The following is a 20,701-nucleotide window of genomic DNA, read 5'->3' on the forward strand; positions in this document are numbered from 1 at the left end:
GTTAATCAAAGAATTTGGTGTATTTTTTCTGTAGGTCTTGCAACAATAGCTTTTGAGCCATTGACTACGACTGGACGCTCTATGATTTGCGGATGTTTCACCATGGCCTGAATGATTTCTTCATCAGAAAGGGTTTGTTTCGCAAAATTCTCCTGCCAAAACGCATCTTTGATGCGCACTAACTCAATCGGGGTGTAGTTTAATTTTTGTAAAAGCGCTTTAATGTCGTCATAACCAAGATTTGCATCCAAATATTTTATAATTTTGTAGGCTACGCCTTGTTGTTCCATAAACGCGATACTCTCTCTTGATTTACTGCAACGAGGATTGTGATAAATTGTAATCATAGTGTTAAGGTTTGTTCTCAAATATAGCAATTTTTTTGAAAAATGAAATACATCGACCAACTACTACATCAAGTAAATAGGAAGAAAACCCTATATTATCTTCCGTTTACCTTCTTTTATTTGATGATTATGTTTGTAAACTGGCTGGTTACAAAATATTCTTCGGTCTCAACTCAAGAATTAATTCATTCTCAAATTGAGATATTGGGGAAAAACGGGGCTTTCTTGCAGTTGATTTTTCCTTTTGCTATCTTTTTGGTATTGTTAGCTTTATGGGTCTTGTTTGTACATAAACAATCCCTGGTAAGCCTGACAACATCCCGCATGAAAATAGACCTCAAGCGATTTGGATTCGCCTTTGGCTGTCAAACCGCTTTGATTATACTGAGTTTTAGTATCAGCTATCTCTTGAATCCCTCCCACTTTGAATTTAACTTTAATCCAACCGCATTTCTAGGCTTTCTGGTCATTGCCCTAATTTTTATTCCCATTCAAACGAGCTTTGAAGAGTATTTCTTTCGTGGCTATATGATGCAGGGTGTCGGTTTAGCGACTCGAAATAGAGGAATAGCCCTGATTGTAACATCTGTTGTATTCGGATTGTTACACCTTGCTAATCCTGAAGTAGAAGTATTAGGAGGCGGTATTATGGTGTATTATATCGGGACAGGTTTTTTCTTGGGGATTATGACATTAATGGATGATGGATTGGAATTAGCACTTGGTTTTCATGCAGCGAATAATTTGATTGGCGCTTTACTAGTTACCTCAAGTTGGACTGTTTTTCAAACGAATTCCCTATTTTTGAATACTACGCCTTTAGCAGCCATTTCCGTTTGGGAATTTATTTGGCAAGTAGTTGTGTTTTACCCTATTTTACTCGTTATATTCGCTAAACGATACAAGTGGACGGATTGGAAAAATCGCTTGTTGGGAAGGGTAGCTTAATCATTTTTGAATAGATAGTTATGAATCATTACGATATTCACCCTCAATTCAAATTAAATGGTGTGAGGCATACCGTTGACTCGCTCTTACGTGAGGCAAAGGCAATGCTAGCCACACAAGAGGAATATTTAGTCCAAGTAGGACAGCTGATAATTGATTGGTTTGATGAGAAGGAGTTTGTGATACAACGCACTTCAGGAACAACTGGACCACCTAAGGAAATCCACTTACCGAAAAAAGCCATGGTAGCCTCAGCAACAGCTACGGTTACTTTTTTTGACATCCCAGCGGGAAGTACAGCGCTTTTGTGTATGTCGGCTCAGTTTGTAGGTGGGAAGTTAATGTTTATTCGTGCGCTTTTATTTGGTTGGAAATTAGATATTTGTAAACCAAGCGCTCGACCATTACTGGGCAATACAACTTATTACAATTTTGTGGCCATGGTGCCCATGCAGGTGGAAAATAGCCTAAATGAACTCGATCAAATCAATACCTTGATTATCGGTGGAGCAAAAGTATCGCCAGTATTGGTACAAAAATTAATACACAAACAAACAAAAGTGTACGAAACCTATGGTATGACGGAAACGATTACCCATATGGCAGCAAAGAAAGTAGGAAACCCCTATTTTGAAGTACTCCCTCATGCAAGAATACAAACCGACGATCGCGGTTGTTTGGTTATTGATATTCCAAGTATTAGTGCCACACGTCTTATCACCAACGATTTAGTGAACCAAATTGACGACCATCGATTTGAGTGGTTGGGACGCTTTGACCATGTAATTAACAGCGGTGGTGTGAAGCTGTACCCAGAGCAAATTGAAGAAAAATTAGCAGCGAAAATACCTTCGCGCTTTTTTATTGCAGGTAAAGCAGATGATTATTTTGGTACTATTGTTGTTTTGGTGATTGAAAATAAGCCCTATGCTTTGCCAGAAGATCTCTTTGATGGTTTGGCTAAATATGAAAGACCTAAAGAAATACAATTTGTTGAACAATTTGTTGAAACGGAATCAGGTAAAGTGATTCGAAGTAAAAATGTAAACGAATAACGGGTGAAAACGATGAAAAGAATAAAGTTATATAAACGAGTACTATTGGTTATGTTGGTAGGAATAGGTCAGGTTAGTCCAAGTATGGCGCAGCAAAATAAAACGGCATTGGACAAGCAAATTACGAAAGAAAGGATGCAAGAAATTGCAAGTAAAAATCACCAGTATTACAAAGAGGGAAAAGTAGCAGATTATATTCCAGAGTTGGGAAAAGCAAATCCTGAAGCTGTCGCTTTTTCCGTTGTCAAAGCGAATGGAGAAATTATTAATGTAGGCGATGTAAAGGCTAAATTTACCATTCAGAGTATTTCGAAAGTGATTGCTTTGATGATTGCCGTACAAGAAAAAGGCGAGCAAGCGCTATATGAACGCATTGGTTATTACGGTACGGAGAAAGCCTTTAATCACTATGCCAATTTAGAAACAGCAGGAAAGCCCTTAAATCCCATGATGAATGCTGGGGCGATCCTAACAACTGCTTTTATTGAAGGAGAGGGAGATGTGGCCTATCAAAAGATTTTAGCCATGATCCGCTATATTACTAAAAATGAGTCTATAGCTATTAATCAAACGGTTTACCTTTCTGAAAAAGAAACGGGACACCGTAATCGAGGGATTTTCTACCTCTTGAAAAACAATGGATTAATTGAAGGTGAAGAAGATAAATTAGACAACTACTTTAAGCAGTGTTCGATTGAAGTAACCGCAGAAGACTTGGCGAAAATCGGCTATTTCTATGCCAATGGATGTACGCGTTTTGATGGAGATAAAACGTATTATAACCGCGATTTAGCGCGTTTAATTCAAGCGCAAATGCTCATTGCTGGTATGTATGATTTTAGCGGTGAATATGCCAGAACTGTTGGTTTACCAAGTAAGTCTGGTGTTGGAGGGGGAATTGCTGTTAGTGTGCCCAATAAAATGGGCATTGGTGTATTCAATCCCGCTTTGGATCAGCACGGAAATTCTGTGGTAGGCTATCGTATTTTATATGATTTTGTCAATCAAATGGATTTGAGTTTGTTTTAAAGATTATTAGGCGAGTGGTTGTCAATTGCATATTAACTTGAACTTGACAGTATCACAAAAATGACATAAAAAAGGCGAAGGAATTTTTCTTCGCCTTTTTTATATCATTTTTTGAACTTTTTTTTAGTTGATTTATACTATGGAGTAAATGGTTGAAGTATTGATAAAAACAGTTAAACTTAATGGTAATTCAGGTATAGTTTTTGGTCTATATTTTTGATTATTAATGTTTTAAATGTTTGGAAATGAAAAAAACCTCCTAGTTTTATTTGTGTTTTTTATTTTATCTTGTTCATCAGATGAGAATAAAATACAGCAAGAAGAATCTCTTAGGCAAACGGATCTTTTTGTATCTAGTGATATGGCTAAATCAGTGGCGCTATCTTTTTTAGAAAACGCTCAAAAGGAATACAAACAAAATCAATCAGCTGATTTTGTTCCTGTTTCTGGCTTTGAAGACCATGAGATTGATCAAGTAATAGTTGTACGTGATGAGAAGAACGTTGTAATTCTTTATGTAGTTACTTTTCTGCCTAAAGGTTACATTGTAGTTTCGGCTACTAAAAAAGAAATGCCTGTGTTAGGCTACGCAATAGATGTCAATTTTGATGTTGATAATTTGCCATTAGGCCTTGCTGATTGGTTTATTAATCGGATAGAAAAGATTCAGTTCTTAAACTACTCAGAAGGAATGGAAATACCTTCCAATGTAAGGGAAGAATGGGATAGAAATATTCCTATTGAAGGAGATGAAAATCCACCTTATTCAGCAGAACCTCTATATAATGAAGTATCGCCTTTGTTGCAAACGTTATGGGGACAAGGAAGAGGATATACTAATTATACTCCAGAATTGAATTGTGATGGTCAATTAAAAAGAGCTCCTACAGGCTGTGTTGCAACTGCTGTTGCACAAGTGATGCGATACCATGAATTTCCTCATTTTTATCATTGGCAAATAATGCCAAATATGATGTTTAACTATACTGATCAAGGAGCTAATGAGGTTTCAAAATTAATGAGTGATATTGGGATTTATGTGGGGATGGATTATGATTGTAATGAATCAGGAGCTCAAACAAGTAAGGTAGTAGATGTGTTAGTAAACAAATTTAGTTATGCAACTTCAGTATCATTTATTGATTACAATTCTGATATTTTAGCTTTAGAATTAACAAATAATAGACCTGTAATTTTATCTGGTAAACATAGTAAGAGGAAAACAGGATCTTGGATTTTTGAGAAAACGACGTATGGAGAAGGACACGCTTGGGTTTGTGATGGCTTTAGAGAAACAATATATAGAACAGTGCATGATGCAGGCACTCGCTATGAACGAGTTACCTCTACTCCAGGAGGAAAATTTCCCATATGAATTGGGGATGGAATGGGATAGGTAATGAGACTGACTCTAATAACAAGGGTTGGTTTAGATATGATGACTTTGAAATAAAAGGAGTCAGTGGTAATGATGGAGAAAATTTAAATTTTCAGTATAAAAGGAAAATGATTATTGGTATAAAACCTTAACGTGATGAAGAGTGTATTTTTACTACTAAGTTTGTTTTTTCTAAGTGGGTGTGTAAACGATAATGACAATAATTTTAGTACCAATATTGATTTACTTTTTCTCTTAGAATACAAAAATATAAAAGGCGAAGATTTATTAAATCCATTGACAGTAGGAGGATGGAACAAAGAGGAAATTAGCATTTTTAGCGTTGATGAATATGGATATTCTCTTCCTATAGCGAATGAGAAAACGGAGCACTTTGTAAAAGCAATAGAAGATTGGAATGAAAAAAAATATTGTATCTGGTTTATTTACAGTCAGTTTATAAATAAAGAAACAAAGAGTATTGTCTATATAGTTTTACCCAATGGGGACACAGATAAAATTGAAGTTTGGGCAACTAGAGGCAGAAATAGTTTGGTAAAAGACAAGCTGTTTTATAATGACGTATTAGTCTGGGATCAATCGCATCAAGATAATTGGGTTACAATTATTAAGTAAAGACATAAAAAAACCACGAGCATCGCTCGTGGTTTTTTTTTATTTTTCTTCTAAAAGAATTAGAATTGCTCTCTACCAGAGAAGTGGAATGCACCTTCGATTGCTGCATTTTCGTCGCTGTCAGATCCGTGAACAGCATTTTCTCCAATTGATTTAGCGTATTTTTTACGGATTGTACCTTCAGCTGCTTCAGCAGGATTAGTAGCTCCGATTAATTTTCTGAAATCTTCAACAGCGTTATCTTTTTCTAAAATAGCTGCTACGATTGGTCCTCTTGACATGAATTCAACTAATTCTCCATAGAAAGGTCTCTCAGCGTGTACTTCGTAGAATTTTTGTGCGTCTCTAACTGTTAATTGAGTTAACTTCATAGAAACAATTTTAAATCCTGCTTCTGTAATCATGTTAAGGATTCCACCGATGTGACCTGCTTCTACTGCGTCAGGTTTAATCATTGTAAAAGTTCTGTTCGTTGCCATTTGTTCTAAAATTAAATTTTTTGCAAAAATAGACTTTTATGTCTAATATATTGTATTTTAATTCAAAATCTTCACATTCAAAGTAAAGTAATTGCTTTAAGCGGTCGGAATATCCAATAAACGCTGAGCTAGATCGATCATTTCAGGTGTCCCCGTATGTTTTTTCGGTTCATCTGAAAGCTTAACCACATCGGTCCAAGGGCCTCCTTCTGGATAGGCTTGGGTCATTTTGATCACAATATTCAAGGCAGGTAATCCCGCATCATTGGTGAAATCTGTTCCAATTCCAAAGGACATGCCAATGCGATTCTTACAATAAGTCGCAATGCGCTCTACTTTTTCGGGATTCAGACCATCGGAAAAGATAATTGTTTTCGATAGGGGATCGATATTCATCTTTTTGTAGTGTTCAATAGTTTGGTTGGCAAAATCAATTGGATCTCCGCTGTCGTGGCGTACTCCATCAAATAGCTTGGCAAATTTTTTGTCAAACGACTCAAAGAAAACTTTACTAGTATAGGTGTCTGTCAAAGCGATTCCTAAATCTCCTCTATAGGTGTCCACCCAATGTTCCAATCCCATAGAATTAGCCATTTTAAAGCCGTATTTAGCCGCGTGAAACATAAACCATTCATGGGCATGAGTTCCAATGGGTTTTGTGCCGTATTTCATCGCTAAGTGCACGTTGCTCGTCCCAATAAACGTACCGCCACCATATTGTTGTAGGGTTTCTACAACCACTTGATGTACAGCATACGAATGTCGACGTCTTGTACCAAATTCAGCAATGGTAATGCCTAGTTTTTTGTAGTTTTCGATTTTCTCTTTGGTCTTTGCGCGAATGATGTCATCTGATTCACGTACCAATCCTGTCAATTTGTAATACAATTCACAGATGATTGACATCAACGGTACTTCCCAAAGAATGGCTCGATACCAATAGCCTTTGATAGCCACTTCTAAGTCTTCGCCGTCTTGGGTGATCTCTACTTCAGATGGATCGAAGTGGTAGCCTTGTAAAAAATCCAAATAGGTCGGATCCAAATAGGGACAAGTCACTTGTAGAAAAGCCTTCTCTTGTTTCGTTAATTTGAGTTTTGCCATTTCATCTACCGCAAGACGTAGTGCCTCCGCAAATCCTGGAGGGTATTTATGTTGACCGCGATTGATGAAAATATAGGCTGCTTTTGCATAGGGAAATTGTTTAATTACCGCATGCTGCATTGTGAATTTATAAAAGTCATTATCTAAAATAGAGGGAATAACTTGTGGAGAATGTAGTGTTTCCATAGCATTATTGGGTTAATCGATCGACTTGTACATCAGATTAAAGCGCAAAGATACAAGATACGAAAAGTGGTAAGGAAATATCTTAAAATAGAGATAAAAAAACAAACCCGCTGTTAAATGAGATAAAAGCGGGTTGATTTAGGTTATTTATTCAAAGGATTGCAAGGATACGAGTTTCGTATACGTGCCATTTTGTTTCATTAATTCGTCATGGGTGCCTTGTTCCACAATTTTACCTTTTTGCATGACAACGATTAGGTCGGCATTTTGAACGGTGGATAAACGGTGAGCAATAACGAGTGACGTTCGGTTTTTCATCATATTCTCTAATGCATCTTGAACGAGTTTCTCGCTTTCGGTATCCAAAGCGGAAGTTGCCTCATCAAGTACCATGATCGGCGGGTTTTTTAATACCGCTCTAGCAATGGATAAACGCTGCTTTTGTCCTCCAGATAACTTACTACCCGAATCTCCAATATTTGTGTTTATTCCTTGTGGGAGGTCTTTGATAAATTCATAGGCATTGGCTACTTTCAGTGCTTCGATGATCTCTTCATCTGTTGCATGTTCATTCCCCAATAGCATATTTGCTTTAATAGAATCATTAAACAAAATACTGTCTTGGGTAACTAATCCAATTAAGTTTCGCAAGCTGTGTAAGTCCAAGTTGCGGATGTCTTCGTTGTCAATCTTAATGGCTCCTGTATTGATATCCCAAAAACGAGTCAATAAGTTCGCTAACGTACTCTTTCCACTTCCTGATTGTCCTACTAAAGCTACGGATTTTCCTTTGGGAATCGTCAAGCTAAAGTCTTTCAATACCAGGTCCTCTTCGTATTTGAAGCTGATATTCTCAATGCTGATTTTATCGTCAAAACGCTCTTTTTGAATGGCGTTCTCTGGGCTTGTAATTGGATTTTTCTCTTCCAACACTTCCAATACGCGTTCGGCTGCAGCATTTCCACGTTTTAGTGAATAAGACGCTTTTGACATCGCTTTGGCTGGCGTTAAAATATTGTACGCCATTCCGATATACGCAATAAAAGAAGCACCTGTAAGGGTTCCTTCTCCTAGTACTAAATGTCCTCCATAAACCAACAAAACTGCAATTGTCACAATGCCTAAAAACTCACTCAAAGGAGAAGATAAGTTTTGGCGATTTAAAATCGTATTATTTAATTCATAGAAGGATTGCGTTGAATCTTGAAATTTTTTATTGAAGTTTTTCTCCGCATTAAAACTCTTGATGACTTTTAATCCCGATAGAGATTCTTCGATAATCGACAGAAAGTATCCTTGTTCTGCAGATGCTTTTTGCGAGCTGCGTTTTAGGGTTTTTCCAACTCTGGAAATGATAATCCCTGAAATGGGTACGAATACAAAAACAAATAAAGTCAATTCTGTACTGATGGCAAACATGGCAATAATCGTAAAAACAATCGTCAGCGGTTCTCGAACGACCACTTCGAGTATAGACAAGAAGGAGTGTTGAATTTCCAATACATCTGAAGTAATTCTCGAAATTACATCTCCTTTGCGTTTTTCAGAAAAGAAAGACAAGGGTAAATCCACTGCTTTTTTGTACATCGCATTGCGAATGTCTTTTAATACCCCATTGCGCAGGAAGGTAATGAAGTACATCGCCCAATAGTTAAACAAGTTTTTGAGTAAGAAGATCGAAATGACAACAAAGGCCATGATCATCAAGGTATCCTGTGCGCCGTGTTCTGCTGTATATTGGGTTAAGAAATACGACATATAGTCTTCTAAATAATTTTTTAGATGACCAATACCGGTATAAATGGGCTCTTCTGTCACCTTTTTTCCATCGCCAAATAGGATCGTCAGCATGGGAATTAGGGCTAAAAAGCCTAATGCACTAAAAAGAGCATAGAGGATATTGAAAAAAACATTCAGATAAGCGTAAGATTTATACGGCTTAGCGAAGTGGATAATCTTTTTAAAATATTCGTTCATATTTGTTCCAGATAAAAAAGCAAAAATAAAGAAAAGACTGGTTTTTTTACCAGTCTTTTCTATGCTGTTTAGTTCAGTTTCATTTCGTCTATGATCGCTTGGATCTTATCCGTTAAAAGTTGTTCCACTTCTTTGATGTCTTCCAATCGGTCCAACCATTCGTTGACGCTGAAGTAGAATTTTATTTTTGGTTCCGTTCCACTTGGACGGGCCGCTATTTTTGTACCATCTTCCAGGTAGTAAATCAATACGTTAGACTTGGGAATGTTGATGACTTCCGTATCACCTGTGATCAAGTTTTTCGCTTGGCTTGTTTGGTAGTCTTCCACACAAACGACGCGTTGTCCAATAATTTCTGTTAAGGGGTTTTCGCGTAGTTCCACCATCATTTGTTTGATTTCAGCAGCTCCAGAGATTCCTTTTTTTACAAGGGAAATCAAGTGCTCTTTGTAGTAACGATGGTCGATGTATAGATTCATTAATTCTTGATAGAATGAACTTCCTGAAGCTTTTGCTAAGGCGGCAATTTCACAAACCAATAGGGCAGAAGCCACGGCATCTTTGTCGCGTACTTTATCCCCTACCATATAACCGAAGCTCTCTTCACCACCACCAATAAACTGTTGGTTTGGAAATTCTTTGATGAATTTGGCAATCCATTTGAACCCTGTTAATCCCACCTTGCACTCTACGCCATAGCTTTCGGCTAAATCCAACATCATAGGAGTAGAAACAATCGTAGAACCAATAAATTCATTTCCAGTAAACCCGCGGTTGACTTTCCATTGTTCCAATAGGAATCCCGTCATCATCACCATGGTTTGGTTTCCATTTAATAAAATCATTTGGCCATCTAAGTCGCGAACTCCAATACCAATACGGTCTGAATCTGGATCTGTACCAATGACAATATCAGCACCTTTTTCCTCTGCCAACGCCAACGCCATAGTCAAGGCTTCTGGCTCTTCTGGATTGGGCGATTGAACCGTAGGGAAATCTCCATTGGGCTCTTCTTGTTCTTTTACAATGTAAACATGGTTATATCCTGCTTCTTGTAAAGTTCTAGGAATCAGTTTGATCGATGTTCCGTGAAGCGATGTATAGGCGATTTTTAAACCATCTTTAACTGTTTGTGGTGTATTGAAACTAGCATTTTCAATTGTCGATTGAATAAAAGCCTGATCCAATTCTTCACCTACTGTTGTGATTAAGGCGTCATTTCCAGCAAAATTAACTTGTTCGTAGGTCAAGTGATTAATTTCGTCAATGACAGCGCCATCTTCAGGGGGTACAATTTGCCCACCATCAGACCAATATACTTTATATCCGTTGTATTCTGGGGGATTGTGAGAAGCGGTTAATACAATACCCGCTTGACAACCGTAGTAACGAACGGCAAATGATAATTCAGGTGTAGGTCGCATATCGCCAAATAAGTAAACCTGAATACCATTGGCTGTAAATACATCAGCTACTACCTTGGCTAAGGTTTGACTGTTGTGACGACAGTCGTAGTTAATCGCTACTTTTAAAGGTTGATTAGGAAAAGATTTTTTAATAAAATTAGATAACCCTTGGGTGTTTTTTCCTAAGGTATATTTATTGATGCGGTTGGTTCCCACACCCATAATTCCGCGCATTCCACCTGTACCAAATTCTAAGTTTTTGTAAAAACTATCTTGTAAAAGCACAGGATCTTGGTCAAGTAATTGTTGAACAATTGTTTGCGTTTCTTTGTCAAAGGGGGCTGTTAACCATTGTTCTACCTTTGCTAAAATTTCTTTTTCTATTTGCATCTTCTTTTAATTTAGCGTTTGTTTAAACCGCTGTATGCAGCAATTTTATATCGACTCGTATTTGATTTTGTTTGTAAAATTAGTTCGCCCAAAAAGCCTGCCAAGAACAATTGCGTTCCGATAATCATCATGGCTAACGCAATGTAAAACCAAGGGTCTTGTGTAACCAAGATCGCAGGTTTATTTTGGTATAATTTGATTAGTTTATTAGCGCCAATCCAACAGGCAGCTAAAAAACCAATGATGGACGTAACAACCCCTAAGCTACCAAAAAGATGCATGGGGCGTTTGCCAAATTTAGATAAAAACCAAATGGTGATTAAATCCAAAAAGCCATAAATAAAACGGCTCATGCCAAACTTTGTTGTGCCGTATTTTCTCGCTTGATGTTGAACGACCTTTTCTCCAATCTTGTCGAAACCTTCGTTTTTTGCAAGCACAGGAATATAGCGGTGCATTTCTCCAGAAACTTCAATGTTCTTGATCACCTCCTGACGATAGGCTTTTAGCCCACAGTTAAAGTCATTTAAATGTACCCCTGAAGTTTTACGCGCTGCCCAATTGAATAATTTAGAAGGTAGATTTTTGGAGATGACCGAATCATATCGCTTTTTCTTCCATCCCGAAACCATATCAAAGTGCTCTTGTGTGATCATGCGATACAATTCAGGTATTTCATCCGGACTATCCTGTAAATCGGCATCCATTGTAATGACTACATCACCCACTGCTTGAGCAAATCCCGCATGTAAAGCCTGTGATTTCCCAAAATTTCGCTGAAATTTAATCCCTTTTACACTATCGTCTTTTTCAGATAAAGTGCTGATGATCTCCCAAGATTGATCTGTACTACCATCATCAACAAATAAAATCTCATAGGTATAGCCATTTTCTTGCATAACCCTGCGAATCCAAGTGTATAACTCAGGGAGAGATTCTGCTTCGTTGAGCAAGGGAATAACAAGGGATAGATTTATATTCATGCTTTATTTATTGATCTTTAGCAGCTGTTTCTTCTTGTTCCACAACAGGCGCAGGATTGGTAAATTCCGATTTATTTTTGAAAATGGCTGCTAACAACAATCCTAAAATTGAATTTCTCAAAATACTACCCGCCCACATAAAAAGTTGAGATTTTGGCTCAAATTGATTTAGTTCTTTGGCCTTAGCAAATTGTTCATCAATTTGCGATTGGGGTAAACCAGAGTTGTTCAGTGTTTCCACTAACATATCATTTAAAACTTTGTTGATAACGTCTTTAGCTGATGGATCTACTAATTGGAATAGTATATTGTACATCGCAAAATTAACGGTAACCCCTATAGCAATCATAATTAAAAAAGGCGTAAAGGCTTCTCGAAAAGTTAAATATCCTCCCATTCTTCGTTTCGCTGCAAATACGCAGAGTACCCCAATAATAATGATAATGGCCATATTGAAAAAGCCGACAAATTTATTGGCAAATAGCGTCTGGTCAGTGAAAAATAAGGTACAGTTGAATAGGATGTAGTAAATCGCTAGTACAATCCCAAATGTTATGCCTACTTTGTTGAGAGGGTTCTTCATCAGTGTTTCAAAAAAATGTAAGTTACAAATATACTAAAATCCCCTTTTAGTTTGGTGCGATCTGGGAATAAAGGTGCAAGATAGGTAAAGCAGTGGGGATTTTAGCTAGATACCGCTTGTTTTAGCGAGAAAAGGTGAAAGCAAAGAGGAAAAATAGTGCGCGAAAGACTCCTTTTTTACCTGCTTTCTTTTTGCTAGTTTTACAGGTAGAAAAGCAATATTTATCCAGTAATAATTAAGGTATGAGTGTACTGTTTATCAAAAATATGGTGTGTAATCGCTGTATCTTTATGGTTCAAAAGGAAATTGAGCAATTGGATTTGAGGATGATATCGATCAAACTTGGTGAAGTAGAGTTAGAAGGAGAACTAAGTGTGACTGAAAAAGAAAGAGTAGGACAGGCCTTAATTGCCTTGGGTTTTGAGCTGATTGACGATAAAAAAAGTCAATTGATTACGCGTATTAAAACGCGTATTGTTGAACTGGTGCACTATCAAAATAATGAGTTGAACATGAATTTATCCGATTTGTTAAGCAAGGAATTCGGACATGATTACAACTATCTTTCTACTTTGTTTTCTGAAATTGAAGGCAAAACCATAGAGAAGTATGTTATTGCACAAAAGATTGAAAAAATCAAAGAACTATTGGTGTATGATGAACTGTCTCTCAGTGAAATTGCCCATCAACTCAACTATTCAAGTGTGGCCTATTTGAGTAATCAGTTTAAGAAAGTTACCGGATTAACACCGAGTCACTTTAAGAAAATAGGAGAGAAGAAAAGAAAATCACTAGATGAAGTATAAGTAAAAGTTACAAATAAAACCAGAAATTACATAACAGTTTACTAGGCAAGAGTGCTCAAATTTGTACCATACAAATACCATAGCATTATGACCAATACTAGTAAACATAAAATAGTATACCTACCCATAGAACAAGTGAACAGTGAGCACTGTGCATTAGTGGTAGAAAAAGGATTAACTCAAGTTAAGGGAGTAGCATCCGCTAAAGTAGAACTCAACAACCAACGCGTAGCTCTTTCCATTTCAGATCCTGAAGTACTTGGACAAGCAGCGAAAAAAGTACGCGACTTGGGGTATGATGTACCCACAATCAAACAAACCTTTCCCGTTTTAGGCATGACCTGTGCTTCTTGTGCTGGAAGTGCAGAGAGCATTGTCAGCTTTGAAGAAGGGGTTATCGATGCAGCAGTGAATTTTGCTACAGCTAATTTAACCGTAGAATATATCCCTGGCTTAACTGATGTCGTTCAACTCCAGAAGGCATTGCAAGGAGCAGGCTACGATTTGTTGGTGGTTGATGAAGCCGAACAACAAGAATCATTAGAGGCAATTCACGCCGAAAAATTTAAACAATTAAAGCGCAAAACTTGGGGAGCCGTTCTGTTATCGATCCCTGTAGTGATCATCGGAATGTTCTTTATGAATATGCCCTATGGCAATGAAATTATGTGGTTGTTTTCCACCCCCGTCTTGTTGTATTTTGGAAAAGATTTCTTCCTTAACGCCTGGAAACAAACAAAAAATCGCTCAGCAAATATGGATACTCTTGTTGCGCTGAGTACAGGAATCGCTTATGTGTTTAGTGTATTTAATATGCTTTTTCCTGAATTTTGGGCCCGTAGAGGGTTAGAAGCACACGTTTACTTTGAAGCCGCAGCGGTAATTATTGCTTTTATTTTACTAGGCAAATTATTGGAAGAAAAAGCCAAGGGAAATACGTCTACAGCTATTAAAAAACTCATGGGGTTGCAACCCAAGACTGTATTAGTTGTTCAGGCTGATGGAACAGAAAAAGAAATTCCAATCGAAGCAGTAGAGGTAGGCGCTGTTATCTTGGTGAAGCCAGGAGAGAAAATAGCAGTAGATGGCATCGTTCGTACAGGAAATTCGTATGTAGATGAGAGCATGTTGAGTGGTGAACCTGTACCAGTATTGAAAAAAGCAGGAGAAAAAGTTTTTGCAGGAACGATTAACCAAAAAGGAAGTTTTCAGTTTGAAGCGGTTAAGGTAGGGAAAGAAACCATGCTGGCGCAAATTATTCGCATGGTACAAGACGCCCAAGGAAGTAAAGCTCCTGTACAAAAATTAGTAGATAAAATTGCGGGAATATTTGTACCCATTGTCATTGGGATTGCAATATTGACTTTTATTTTGTGGCTAGTGCTCGGTGGTGAACACGGCGTGGTACAAGGATTATTAGCTGCTGTAACGGTATTGGTTATCGCCTGTCCCTGTGCTTTGGGACTAGCAACGCCAACGGCCATTATGGTGGGTGTTGGTAAAGGAGCAGAAAACGGCATTTTAATTAAAGACGCAGAAAGTTTAGAACGAGCCAAAAGTGTGTCGGCTATTGTATTGGATAAAACAGGAACTATTACGGAAGGAAAACCACAAGTGACTGGTGTGAAGTGGCTAGACAATCATGACGCGAGAAAAGATGTCTTACTCAGTATTGAGAAACAATCTGAACATCCCTTAGCCGAAGCAGTTGTTACTTACTTCAAAGGAGAAGAATCAACTGGGATTACGGCCTTTGATAGCATAACTGGAAAAGGAGCTAAAGCAGATTATCAAGGGGAAACCTATGTTGTAGGAAATAAAAAACTTTTACAAGAGAATCAGATTACCATTGCTTCAATATTGCAACAACAAGCCGATCAATGGGGAAGAGAATCTAAAACAGTCATTTGGTTTGCCAACAGCCAACAAGCCTTAGCAGTACTTGCTATCTCGGATCAAATCAAGCAAACTTCCGTACAGGCCATTCAAGAACTACAAACCATGGGCATTCAATTGTATATGCTAACTGGAGATAATGAAGCAACGGCTCAGGCGATCGCCAAGCAAACGGGAATTCAGCACTATAAAGCAGAAGTATTACCCCAAGAGAAAGCTGATTTTGTCAAAGCGTTGCAACAACAAGGTAAAGTAGTGGCTATGGTGGGCGATGGAATTAACGATAGTACCGCTTTAGCAACAGCCGATGTGAGTATTGCGATGGGAAAAGGAAGTGATATTGCCATGGATGTTGCTAAAATGACGATCATCTCGTCAGATCTGACCAAAATTCCACAGGCCATTCGCTTATCTAAGCAAACGGTAAATACAATCAAGCAAAACTTGTTTTGGGCCTTTATCTACAACTTAATTGGTATTCCTATTGCGGCCGGAATCTTATACTCCGTGAATGGTTTCTTGTTAAACCCCATGATTGCTGGAGCTGCTATGGCACTAAGTAGCGTGAGTGTAGTGAGTAATAGTTTGCGCTTAAAATGGAAAAAATAAAAAGAGAAATTTCACAAAAGATGACAAGAATAGTATAACAACTTACCAACTAAAAACAAAGAACTTTGTTAGTAATAATAATCAATAAAAAATAAATACCATGGATCATACAATCAATAAATTCAAGACCAATTTAAATTGCTCAAGCTGTGTAGGAAAAGTTACAGCAGACTTAAACGAAGCCCTAGGAGAGGGACAATGGACGGTCGATACCTCCGTAAGTGATAAAATTCTAACAGTAAACAATGCTACTGTCACTGCAGAGGAAGTCGTAAACATCATCAAGAAAAAAGGATTCAAAGCAGAAAGCCTTTAATGGTGAATGGTGAGTAGTGAGTAGTGAGTAGTGAGTAGTGAGTAGTGAGTAGTGAGTAGTGAGTAGTGAGAAGGGAGAAGGGAGACCACTTACCATTCACCACTTACCTCTCACCACTTACCTCTCACCACTTACCTCTCACCACTTACCACTTACCTTTCACTAAAAAAAACAAAAAAAGATTTGTAAATACAAATTAAATTGTAAATTTGCATGCTTAAATAAAATAAGTATAACCCAAAAGTTATTTGACGTTTACACCTTTCTTGAGAACAGAAAGCTTCGGAATAGAGAATAGCTCAATTTTTTAAAATAGATTTATCATGAAAAAAGGTATTCACCCAGAAAATTACAGATTAGTAGCATTTAAAGATATGTCAAATGAAGACGTATTCATTACAAAATCAACAGTTGAAACAAAAGAAACAATTGAAGTTGATGGAGTAGAATACCCAGTGTTTAAAATGGAGATCTCTCGTACATCTCACCCTTTCTACACAGGTAAATCTAAACTTATCGATACTGCAGGACGTATTGATAAATTTAAAAGCAAATATGCTAAATTCAACAAATAGTCTGAATTTATTTACAATAACAAAAACCTTCCAAGTAATTGGAAGGTTTTTTTGTATATCTAGGAGGGAGATTGTGATTTTTAGACGGGATTCTCTTAACTTTGAATAATCTATGAATTGATATGTATTGTTATGAATTATATTTTATTTGACGGGGAGGTAAGAAATGCCCTATTGCCTTTTACTTTTACAAGACCTGTAGCCGATATACGCGTAGGGATTTTAACCATTCGTGAAAAATGGGAGAAATATTTGGGGTATACTACCACTACGGTGACAGAGGAATACTTAGAAGCGAAGTTCCCTATGGTCGAAGCGGAACAAAACATTATGATTAATAGTGCGTTCTTGCCTACAGCGGAATTAGTAGAGCGAATTCAAGCGTTACAGCCGAATCAAGCGATTGGTTATCAGGAAGATATTGTTGCTTTTTTTACAGAAGAAGAACAAGAAGAAATTGACTTTGACGACTATGAAATCGTTGATTTTACAGCCTCCTTAATTAAAATCGCACACAAATGGGATATTTTTCAGTATAATGATGCGGCAATTCGTCAGGATTACGTCTTGTTAACAGAAGATCGTACTTCAGAACCGATTCCGTCAACAGTACAAGTAATTGGCGCAGAGCACGTCTTTATTGAAGAAGGAGCCGTGTTGAACTTCGTGACGCTAAATGCAACAACAGGTCCTATTTATATTGGCAAAAATACCGAAATCATGGAAGGAGCGATCATCCGTGGGCCTTTTGCCCTCTGTGAAGGCGCTCAAGTAAAAATGGGAGCCAAAATTTATGGTGCAACAACGGTTGGACCTGAGTGTAGAGTAGGAGGGGAAGTAAGCAATTCAGTACTATTCGGATACACCAACAAAGGACATGATGGATTTTTAGGGAATTCCGTTTTAGGCGAATGGTGTAATCTAGGTGCTGATACGAATAATTCTAACCTGAAAAATAACTATGCCGCAGTAAAATTGTGGAATTACGAAATCAATGCACAAGAAAATACGGGATTACAATTCTGTGGATTAATGATGGGGGATCACAGTAAAAGTGGAATCAATACCATGTTTAATACAGGAACCGTAGTCGGAGTAGCATGTAGCGTTTTTGGTGGCGGTTTTCCTAAAACGTTTTTACCAAGCTTTACTTGGGGGGGTAAAGATTTAGATGATGTATATGATGTGTCAAAAGCTATCGAAACCATGAAAATTGTCATGAGTCGCCGTCATATTGAATGGACACAAGAAGAAGAAAATATTATTCGTTACTTGGCAGAAGAAAATCGCTTGGAGCGCTTTCAAGCAAAGCTAGGAAGATAATTGGTGATTGGTGAATAGTGATTGGTGACAAGTGAAACGTGAAAAATAATTTTTATAATAATCCATTCACATAATAAACACAAAAAGACTTGGTAGCCCCAGGTCTTTTTTTAGTTTACAGTTTACCTTTAGATTTGCTAAATATAAAATTGATAATTTTATAGAAAAGAATAGTAAAAATAAAACAACCTATTCAACAAAGTGAACCAGACAGTTTAGTTTAGTGTATCGCAAACCGCGCAAAGAACAAAGAACAAAGAACAAATCGCGCAAATTCCCATCTCCCATCACTAATAGTAAGAAACAGTCTGTGGTCGGTCGTAGTTAAAGTTTGGTAAATCCATGTTGTATTGTACCGAATTCGCACGGAATACACTTCCGCCAGAATCTGGCATTGTGGGATAATACACTAAAGAAATTGTAACCTTACTAAATACGAGATAATCGTTATTTGCTACGAGTCCTAGGCTAAATCGCGAGTAGAGTTTTGGATCGAGGAGGCGATTTTTACTATCTCCAATAAATGCGCCTTCAAAGCTGAAATACGGATTAAAACGGAATCCTTTCCACTCATATGGAGCATAGGATTGCCATTGGTAGGCTAGGGAAAGTCGTTTGGTCCCTGTAATTTTTTGCGCGCGTATCCCTTGAATAACCCCTTCTACTTTTAATTCATCGCCAATGTGATCATAACGATGTGATCCCAGAACCAGTTGAGGAACGAAGAAATGTCGGAAACGCCAACTGCCCCAAACGAAGAGACGCGTAAAATAAGTTCCTTCTAATCGAAAAGCGGCCTGTTCGGTTTTTCCACCATCAAAATGACCTCCCCATTCAATATTTCCTGCAAAATACCCTAATTTGGTATAACCACCCATCGAAAAGCGAGCGCCAAAATAAGCCCTTCGCTTGTTATATCGGTCGCGCATTCCCCCCGTTAAAGCTAAGATTTTACCTACTTGAACGTCTTCAATGATATCGTAATTAAAGATAAAACGATCCTGAATATAGTTGGTAGAACTCAAACTAATAGAAGCGAGATACAAGCGTTGATCTCGGTAATAATTATAGAGATCGTATTCAGGCCCAGGGGTTTTGTGGAAATTTTCCTTGACAAAACGAAGGGAAGTACGCAAGTTGGTAATGGTTGGACTTTTGGTGTGCAACGCAATAGAATAACCTGCCCAATAGTCATAGGTATTGTATTTGATGGACTCTAAACTATACTTCATGTTTTGGTCAGGAAGTGAATCACGCCTAAACCGTTGTTGTGCACTAAACCCTCCTGCCCATTTGGCGTAAGGAGAATAAAAAGGGCGATTGAGTGAAACTCCTTTAACGTAGTTTCCCCATGCATCTTGATTAAACAAGATATTGGAGCGAATAAACGTATTCTGAATGTTGTTTACAGAATAACTGAAATAAGCTCCTTGCTTATCTTCCTTGAGTCGCTTAATATATTGAACGGTTACATCATGTCCGAAACCACCAAAATTTCGATCCGTTAACTTCAGACGCATCGAAGAAGTAGAAATAGAACCACTAGGATAAATGGTCCAAGAGTCTAGCTCTCGAATATTTACATCGACAGAATCGGGAGAAGAAGTGGGTATGGCCGTAATCATCACCCGACGCACATAGCGTTGCGTACGAATTAAACGCTCAGATTCTTTTACCTTTAAAGAGTCAAATACTTCCCCTTCTTTAAAAAGTAAGAAATTGCGTATAGTAAATTTTTTTGTCTTTAAATGCGCGCGATTTCCCCATATTTCCAAAGTTTTCTCTGGTTTTTTTAGCGAATCTTTCTCCGAATACCCAAAGGGATCAAGGGTTGTAATATTGATGTTTCGAATGATTTTTCCCTCCCCGCGATCTAAGTGTCGGTTTACCTGTACTTCTGGAGCATGAGCAACCATGCGCTTGTTGCTTTTATAAACAAGCTTATTGAATAAGCGCCCCAGTTTTGTACTCTTGTTTTTCTCCTTGAGGTTAGAAAAAATCTCCGTGGTATCCTTTTTTACCTGAAAGGGTAATTTCTTGTATTGCACACTGTCAAATTTTGGTACCGTATCTACTTTTATGATAGGTGTCGTTTGTGCACAGGTAAGCTGTACAGCAAAACAAAATAAAAATAGAAAAGAGGTTATTTTTAACATGTGGTTTTTCTCAACGGAAACTAGATTGTTACAACGGAAAAGTTAAGTATTTATTTCTAGATCTCGAATATAATCTTCGTATTCGTAGAAGAAAATTTCAAATGCTGTCATTTTTTCATTAAAAAAATCAAAAATAGTGTCCCATGTTTTTGGATTATTAATGGAAACACCCTCGAGAGAAACCCAAATACGACTGATTAATTTTCCATTTTCTAAGTAATATTCGCGTTCAAAAATAGCATCTGCTAGATGATCTTCTAATAGAATACCTTTGAGGGATTCTATTTTCTCGTAATAAATCGTTCTCTTCTCTTCATCTCGGGGTTCAATATCGAGCAGCACTTCTGCCTTTTTGTTGTCTGCGTAGAATTTAAAAGAAACATCCTTGATTTTGGTGTTGTGCAATAGCCACTTTCTTGGATACGTTTCAGCAAACTGAATCCAGAATTCTTTTTTTATTCTTTTAGCATCTTCTTTACTATACATTGTTGATAAAGTCGTAAATTTAGGTATATGTTA

At 37.5% G+C, this 20,701-nt stretch carries 19 protein-coding genes; 10 read left to right on the forward strand and 9 right to left on the reverse strand.

Going from position 1 to position 20,701, the window contains the following annotated elements:
• Window positions 1–5: 5 nt before the first annotated feature.
• On the reverse strand, window positions 6–347 hold the full coding sequence (gene arsC / locus ACPDHL_RS01580) for an arsenate reductase (glutaredoxin) (RefSeq protein ID WP_430531048.1): 342 nt from the start codon (window positions 345–347) through the stop codon (window positions 6–8).
• Window positions 348–389: 42 nt separating this feature from the next.
• Between arsC and ACPDHL_RS01585 the strand changes: the two genes are divergently transcribed.
• From ACPDHL_RS01585 to ACPDHL_RS01605, 5 genes are all read left to right on the forward strand, one after another.
• The gene (locus ACPDHL_RS01585) at window positions 390–1,295 is read left to right on the forward strand and encodes a CPBP family intramembrane glutamic endopeptidase (RefSeq protein WP_430531049.1); all 906 of its coding nucleotides are present in this window, start codon (window positions 390–392) and stop codon (window positions 1,293–1,295) included.
• 20 nt (window positions 1,296–1,315) lie between these two features.
• On the forward strand, window positions 1,316–2,350 hold the full coding sequence (locus ACPDHL_RS01590; RefSeq protein WP_430531050.1) for an AMP-binding protein: 1,035 nt from the start codon (window positions 1,316–1,318) through the stop codon (window positions 2,348–2,350).
• An 84-nt stretch (window positions 2,351–2,434) separates the two neighbouring features.
• Window positions 2,435–3,379, forward strand: a complete 945-nt coding sequence (glsA, locus tag ACPDHL_RS01595; RefSeq protein ID WP_430531103.1) for a glutaminase A — start codon at window positions 2,435–2,437, stop codon at window positions 3,377–3,379.
• 235 nt (window positions 3,380–3,614) lie between these two features.
• The gene (locus ACPDHL_RS01600; protein ID WP_430531051.1) at window positions 3,615–4,754 is read left to right on the forward strand and encodes a C10 family peptidase; all 1,140 of its coding nucleotides are present in this window, start codon (window positions 3,615–3,617) and stop codon (window positions 4,752–4,754) included.
• A gap of 159 nt (window positions 4,755–4,913) precedes the next feature.
• Window positions 4,914–5,393, forward strand: coding sequence for a hypothetical protein (locus tag ACPDHL_RS01605; RefSeq protein ID WP_430531052.1), 480 nt, complete (start codon window positions 4,914–4,916; stop codon window positions 5,391–5,393).
• A gap of 59 nt (window positions 5,394–5,452) precedes the next feature.
• Here ACPDHL_RS01605 and ACPDHL_RS01610 read toward each other — a convergent pair whose 3' ends face one another.
• The 6 genes from ACPDHL_RS01610 to ACPDHL_RS01635 form a co-directional block, all read right to left on the reverse strand.
• Window positions 5,453–5,872 carry a nucleoside-diphosphate kinase gene (locus tag ACPDHL_RS01610; protein WP_002986848.1) on the reverse strand — a complete coding sequence of 140 codons (420 nt, stop codon included), beginning with the start codon at window positions 5,870–5,872 and terminating at the stop codon, window positions 5,453–5,455.
• Window positions 5,873–5,968: 96 nt separating this feature from the next.
• Window positions 5,969–7,162 carry a nicotinate phosphoribosyltransferase gene (pncB, locus tag ACPDHL_RS01615; RefSeq protein WP_430531053.1) on the reverse strand — a complete coding sequence of 398 codons (1,194 nt, stop codon included), beginning with the start codon at window positions 7,160–7,162 and terminating at the stop codon, window positions 5,969–5,971.
• 147 nt (window positions 7,163–7,309) lie between these two features.
• Complete coding sequence (locus ACPDHL_RS01620) at window positions 7,310–9,139, reverse strand: ABC transporter ATP-binding protein (RefSeq protein WP_430531054.1); 1,830 nt, start codon at window positions 9,137–9,139, stop codon at window positions 7,310–7,312.
• Window positions 9,140–9,207: 68 nt separating this feature from the next.
• Entirely contained in the window at window positions 9,208–10,935 is a 1,728-nt protein-coding gene (locus ACPDHL_RS01625) for a phospho-sugar mutase (RefSeq protein ID WP_430531055.1), read from the reverse strand.
• Between the two features lie 11 nt (window positions 10,936–10,946).
• Complete coding sequence (locus tag ACPDHL_RS01630) at window positions 10,947–11,912, reverse strand: glycosyltransferase family 2 protein (protein ID WP_430531104.1); 966 nt, start codon at window positions 11,910–11,912, stop codon at window positions 10,947–10,949.
• A 13-nt stretch (window positions 11,913–11,925) separates the two neighbouring features.
• Entirely contained in the window at window positions 11,926–12,501 is a 576-nt protein-coding gene (locus tag ACPDHL_RS01635; RefSeq protein ID WP_430531056.1) for a DUF4199 domain-containing protein, read from the reverse strand.
• Between the two features lie 242 nt (window positions 12,502–12,743).
• On the opposite strand from ACPDHL_RS01635, the gene ACPDHL_RS01640 reads away from it, so the two are divergent.
• The 5 genes from ACPDHL_RS01640 (at window position 12,744) to ACPDHL_RS01660 (ending at window position 18,026) form a co-directional block, all read left to right on the forward strand.
• Window positions 12,744–13,307 carry a helix-turn-helix domain-containing protein gene (locus ACPDHL_RS01640; protein ID WP_430531057.1) on the forward strand — a complete coding sequence of 188 codons (564 nt, stop codon included), beginning with the start codon at window positions 12,744–12,746 and terminating at the stop codon, window positions 13,305–13,307.
• 87 nt (window positions 13,308–13,394) lie between these two features.
• Window positions 13,395–15,812 carry a heavy metal translocating P-type ATPase gene (locus ACPDHL_RS01645; protein ID WP_430531058.1) on the forward strand — a complete coding sequence of 806 codons (2,418 nt, stop codon included), beginning with the start codon at window positions 13,395–13,397 and terminating at the stop codon, window positions 15,810–15,812.
• Window positions 15,813–15,912: 100 nt separating this feature from the next.
• Window positions 15,913–16,128: a heavy-metal-associated domain-containing protein gene (locus tag ACPDHL_RS01650; RefSeq protein ID WP_430531059.1), complete on the forward strand. Its 216-nt coding sequence runs from the start codon at window positions 15,913–15,915 to the stop codon at window positions 16,126–16,128.
• A 323-nt stretch (window positions 16,129–16,451) separates the two neighbouring features.
• Window positions 16,452–16,703 (forward strand): type B 50S ribosomal protein L31, encoded by a 252-nt coding sequence (locus ACPDHL_RS01655; RefSeq protein ID WP_182627051.1) that lies wholly within the window; start codon window positions 16,452–16,454, stop codon window positions 16,701–16,703.
• Between the two features lie 132 nt (window positions 16,704–16,835).
• The gene (locus tag ACPDHL_RS01660) at window positions 16,836–18,026 is read left to right on the forward strand and encodes a GlmU family protein (RefSeq protein WP_430531060.1); all 1,191 of its coding nucleotides are present in this window, start codon (window positions 16,836–16,838) and stop codon (window positions 18,024–18,026) included.
• Between the two features lie 290 nt (window positions 18,027–18,316).
• On the opposite strand, the gene ACPDHL_RS01665 is transcribed toward ACPDHL_RS01660, so the two are convergent.
• Together ACPDHL_RS01665 and ACPDHL_RS01670 are read right to left on the reverse strand one after the other, a co-directional pair.
• The gene (locus ACPDHL_RS01665; protein ID WP_430531061.1) at window positions 18,317–20,182 is read right to left on the reverse strand and encodes a hypothetical protein; all 1,866 of its coding nucleotides are present in this window, start codon (window positions 20,180–20,182) and stop codon (window positions 18,317–18,319) included.
• A gap of 42 nt (window positions 20,183–20,224) precedes the next feature.
• Window positions 20,225–20,668, reverse strand: a complete 444-nt coding sequence (locus tag ACPDHL_RS01670; RefSeq protein ID WP_430531062.1) for a DUF4268 domain-containing protein — start codon at window positions 20,666–20,668, stop codon at window positions 20,225–20,227.
• Window positions 20,669–20,701 lie beyond the last annotated feature (33 nt).

Origin of the sequence: Myroides sp. C15-4, from assembly GCF_050522745.1 — a bacterium.
Taxonomy (GTDB): domain Bacteria; phylum Bacteroidota; class Bacteroidia; order Flavobacteriales; family Flavobacteriaceae; genus Flavobacterium.

Bases quoted from the DNA above. Each gene is read 5' to 3' on its own strand.
- arsC (WP_430531048.1), bottom strand. From the start codon at position 347: ATGATTACAATTTATCACAATCCTCGTTGCAGTAAATCAAGAGAGAGT.
- ACPDHL_RS01585 (WP_430531049.1), top strand. From the start codon at position 390: ATGAAATACATCGACCAACTACTACATCAAGTAAATAGGAAGAAAACC.
- ACPDHL_RS01590 (WP_430531050.1), top strand. From the start codon at position 1,316: ATGAATCATTACGATATTCACCCTCAATTCAAATTAAATGGTGTGAGG.
- glsA (WP_430531103.1), top strand. From the start codon at position 2,435: ATGGCGCAGCAAAATAAAACGGCATTGGACAAGCAAATTACGAAAGAA.
- ACPDHL_RS01600 (WP_430531051.1), top strand. From the start codon at position 3,615: ATGTTTGGAAATGAAAAAAACCTCCTAGTTTTATTTGTGTTTTTTATT.
- ACPDHL_RS01605 (WP_430531052.1), top strand. From the start codon at position 4,914: ATGAAGAGTGTATTTTTACTACTAAGTTTGTTTTTTCTAAGTGGGTGT.
- ACPDHL_RS01610 (WP_002986848.1), bottom strand. From the start codon at position 5,872: ATGGCAACGAACAGAACTTTTACAATGATTAAACCTGACGCAGTAGAA.
- pncB (WP_430531053.1), bottom strand. From the start codon at position 7,162: ATGGAAACACTACATTCTCCACAAGTTATTCCCTCTATTTTAGATAAT.
- ACPDHL_RS01620 (WP_430531054.1), bottom strand. From the start codon at position 9,139: ATGAACGAATATTTTAAAAAGATTATCCACTTCGCTAAGCCGTATAAA.
- ACPDHL_RS01625 (WP_430531055.1), bottom strand. From the start codon at position 10,935: ATGCAAATAGAAAAAGAAATTTTAGCAAAGGTAGAACAATGGTTAACA.
- ACPDHL_RS01635 (WP_430531056.1), bottom strand. From the start codon at position 12,501: ATGAAGAACCCTCTCAACAAAGTAGGCATAACATTTGGGATTGTACTA.
- ACPDHL_RS01640 (WP_430531057.1), top strand. From the start codon at position 12,744: ATGAGTGTACTGTTTATCAAAAATATGGTGTGTAATCGCTGTATCTTT.
- ACPDHL_RS01645 (WP_430531058.1), top strand. From the start codon at position 13,395: ATGACCAATACTAGTAAACATAAAATAGTATACCTACCCATAGAACAA.
- ACPDHL_RS01650 (WP_430531059.1), top strand. From the start codon at position 15,913: ATGGATCATACAATCAATAAATTCAAGACCAATTTAAATTGCTCAAGC.
- ACPDHL_RS01655 (WP_182627051.1), top strand. From the start codon at position 16,452: ATGAAAAAAGGTATTCACCCAGAAAATTACAGATTAGTAGCATTTAAA.
- ACPDHL_RS01660 (WP_430531060.1), top strand. From the start codon at position 16,836: ATGAATTATATTTTATTTGACGGGGAGGTAAGAAATGCCCTATTGCCT.
- ACPDHL_RS01665 (WP_430531061.1), bottom strand. From the start codon at position 20,182: ATGTTAAAAATAACCTCTTTTCTATTTTTATTTTGTTTTGCTGTACAG.
- ACPDHL_RS01670 (WP_430531062.1), bottom strand. From the start codon at position 20,668: ATGTATAGTAAAGAAGATGCTAAAAGAATAAAAAAAGAATTCTGGATT.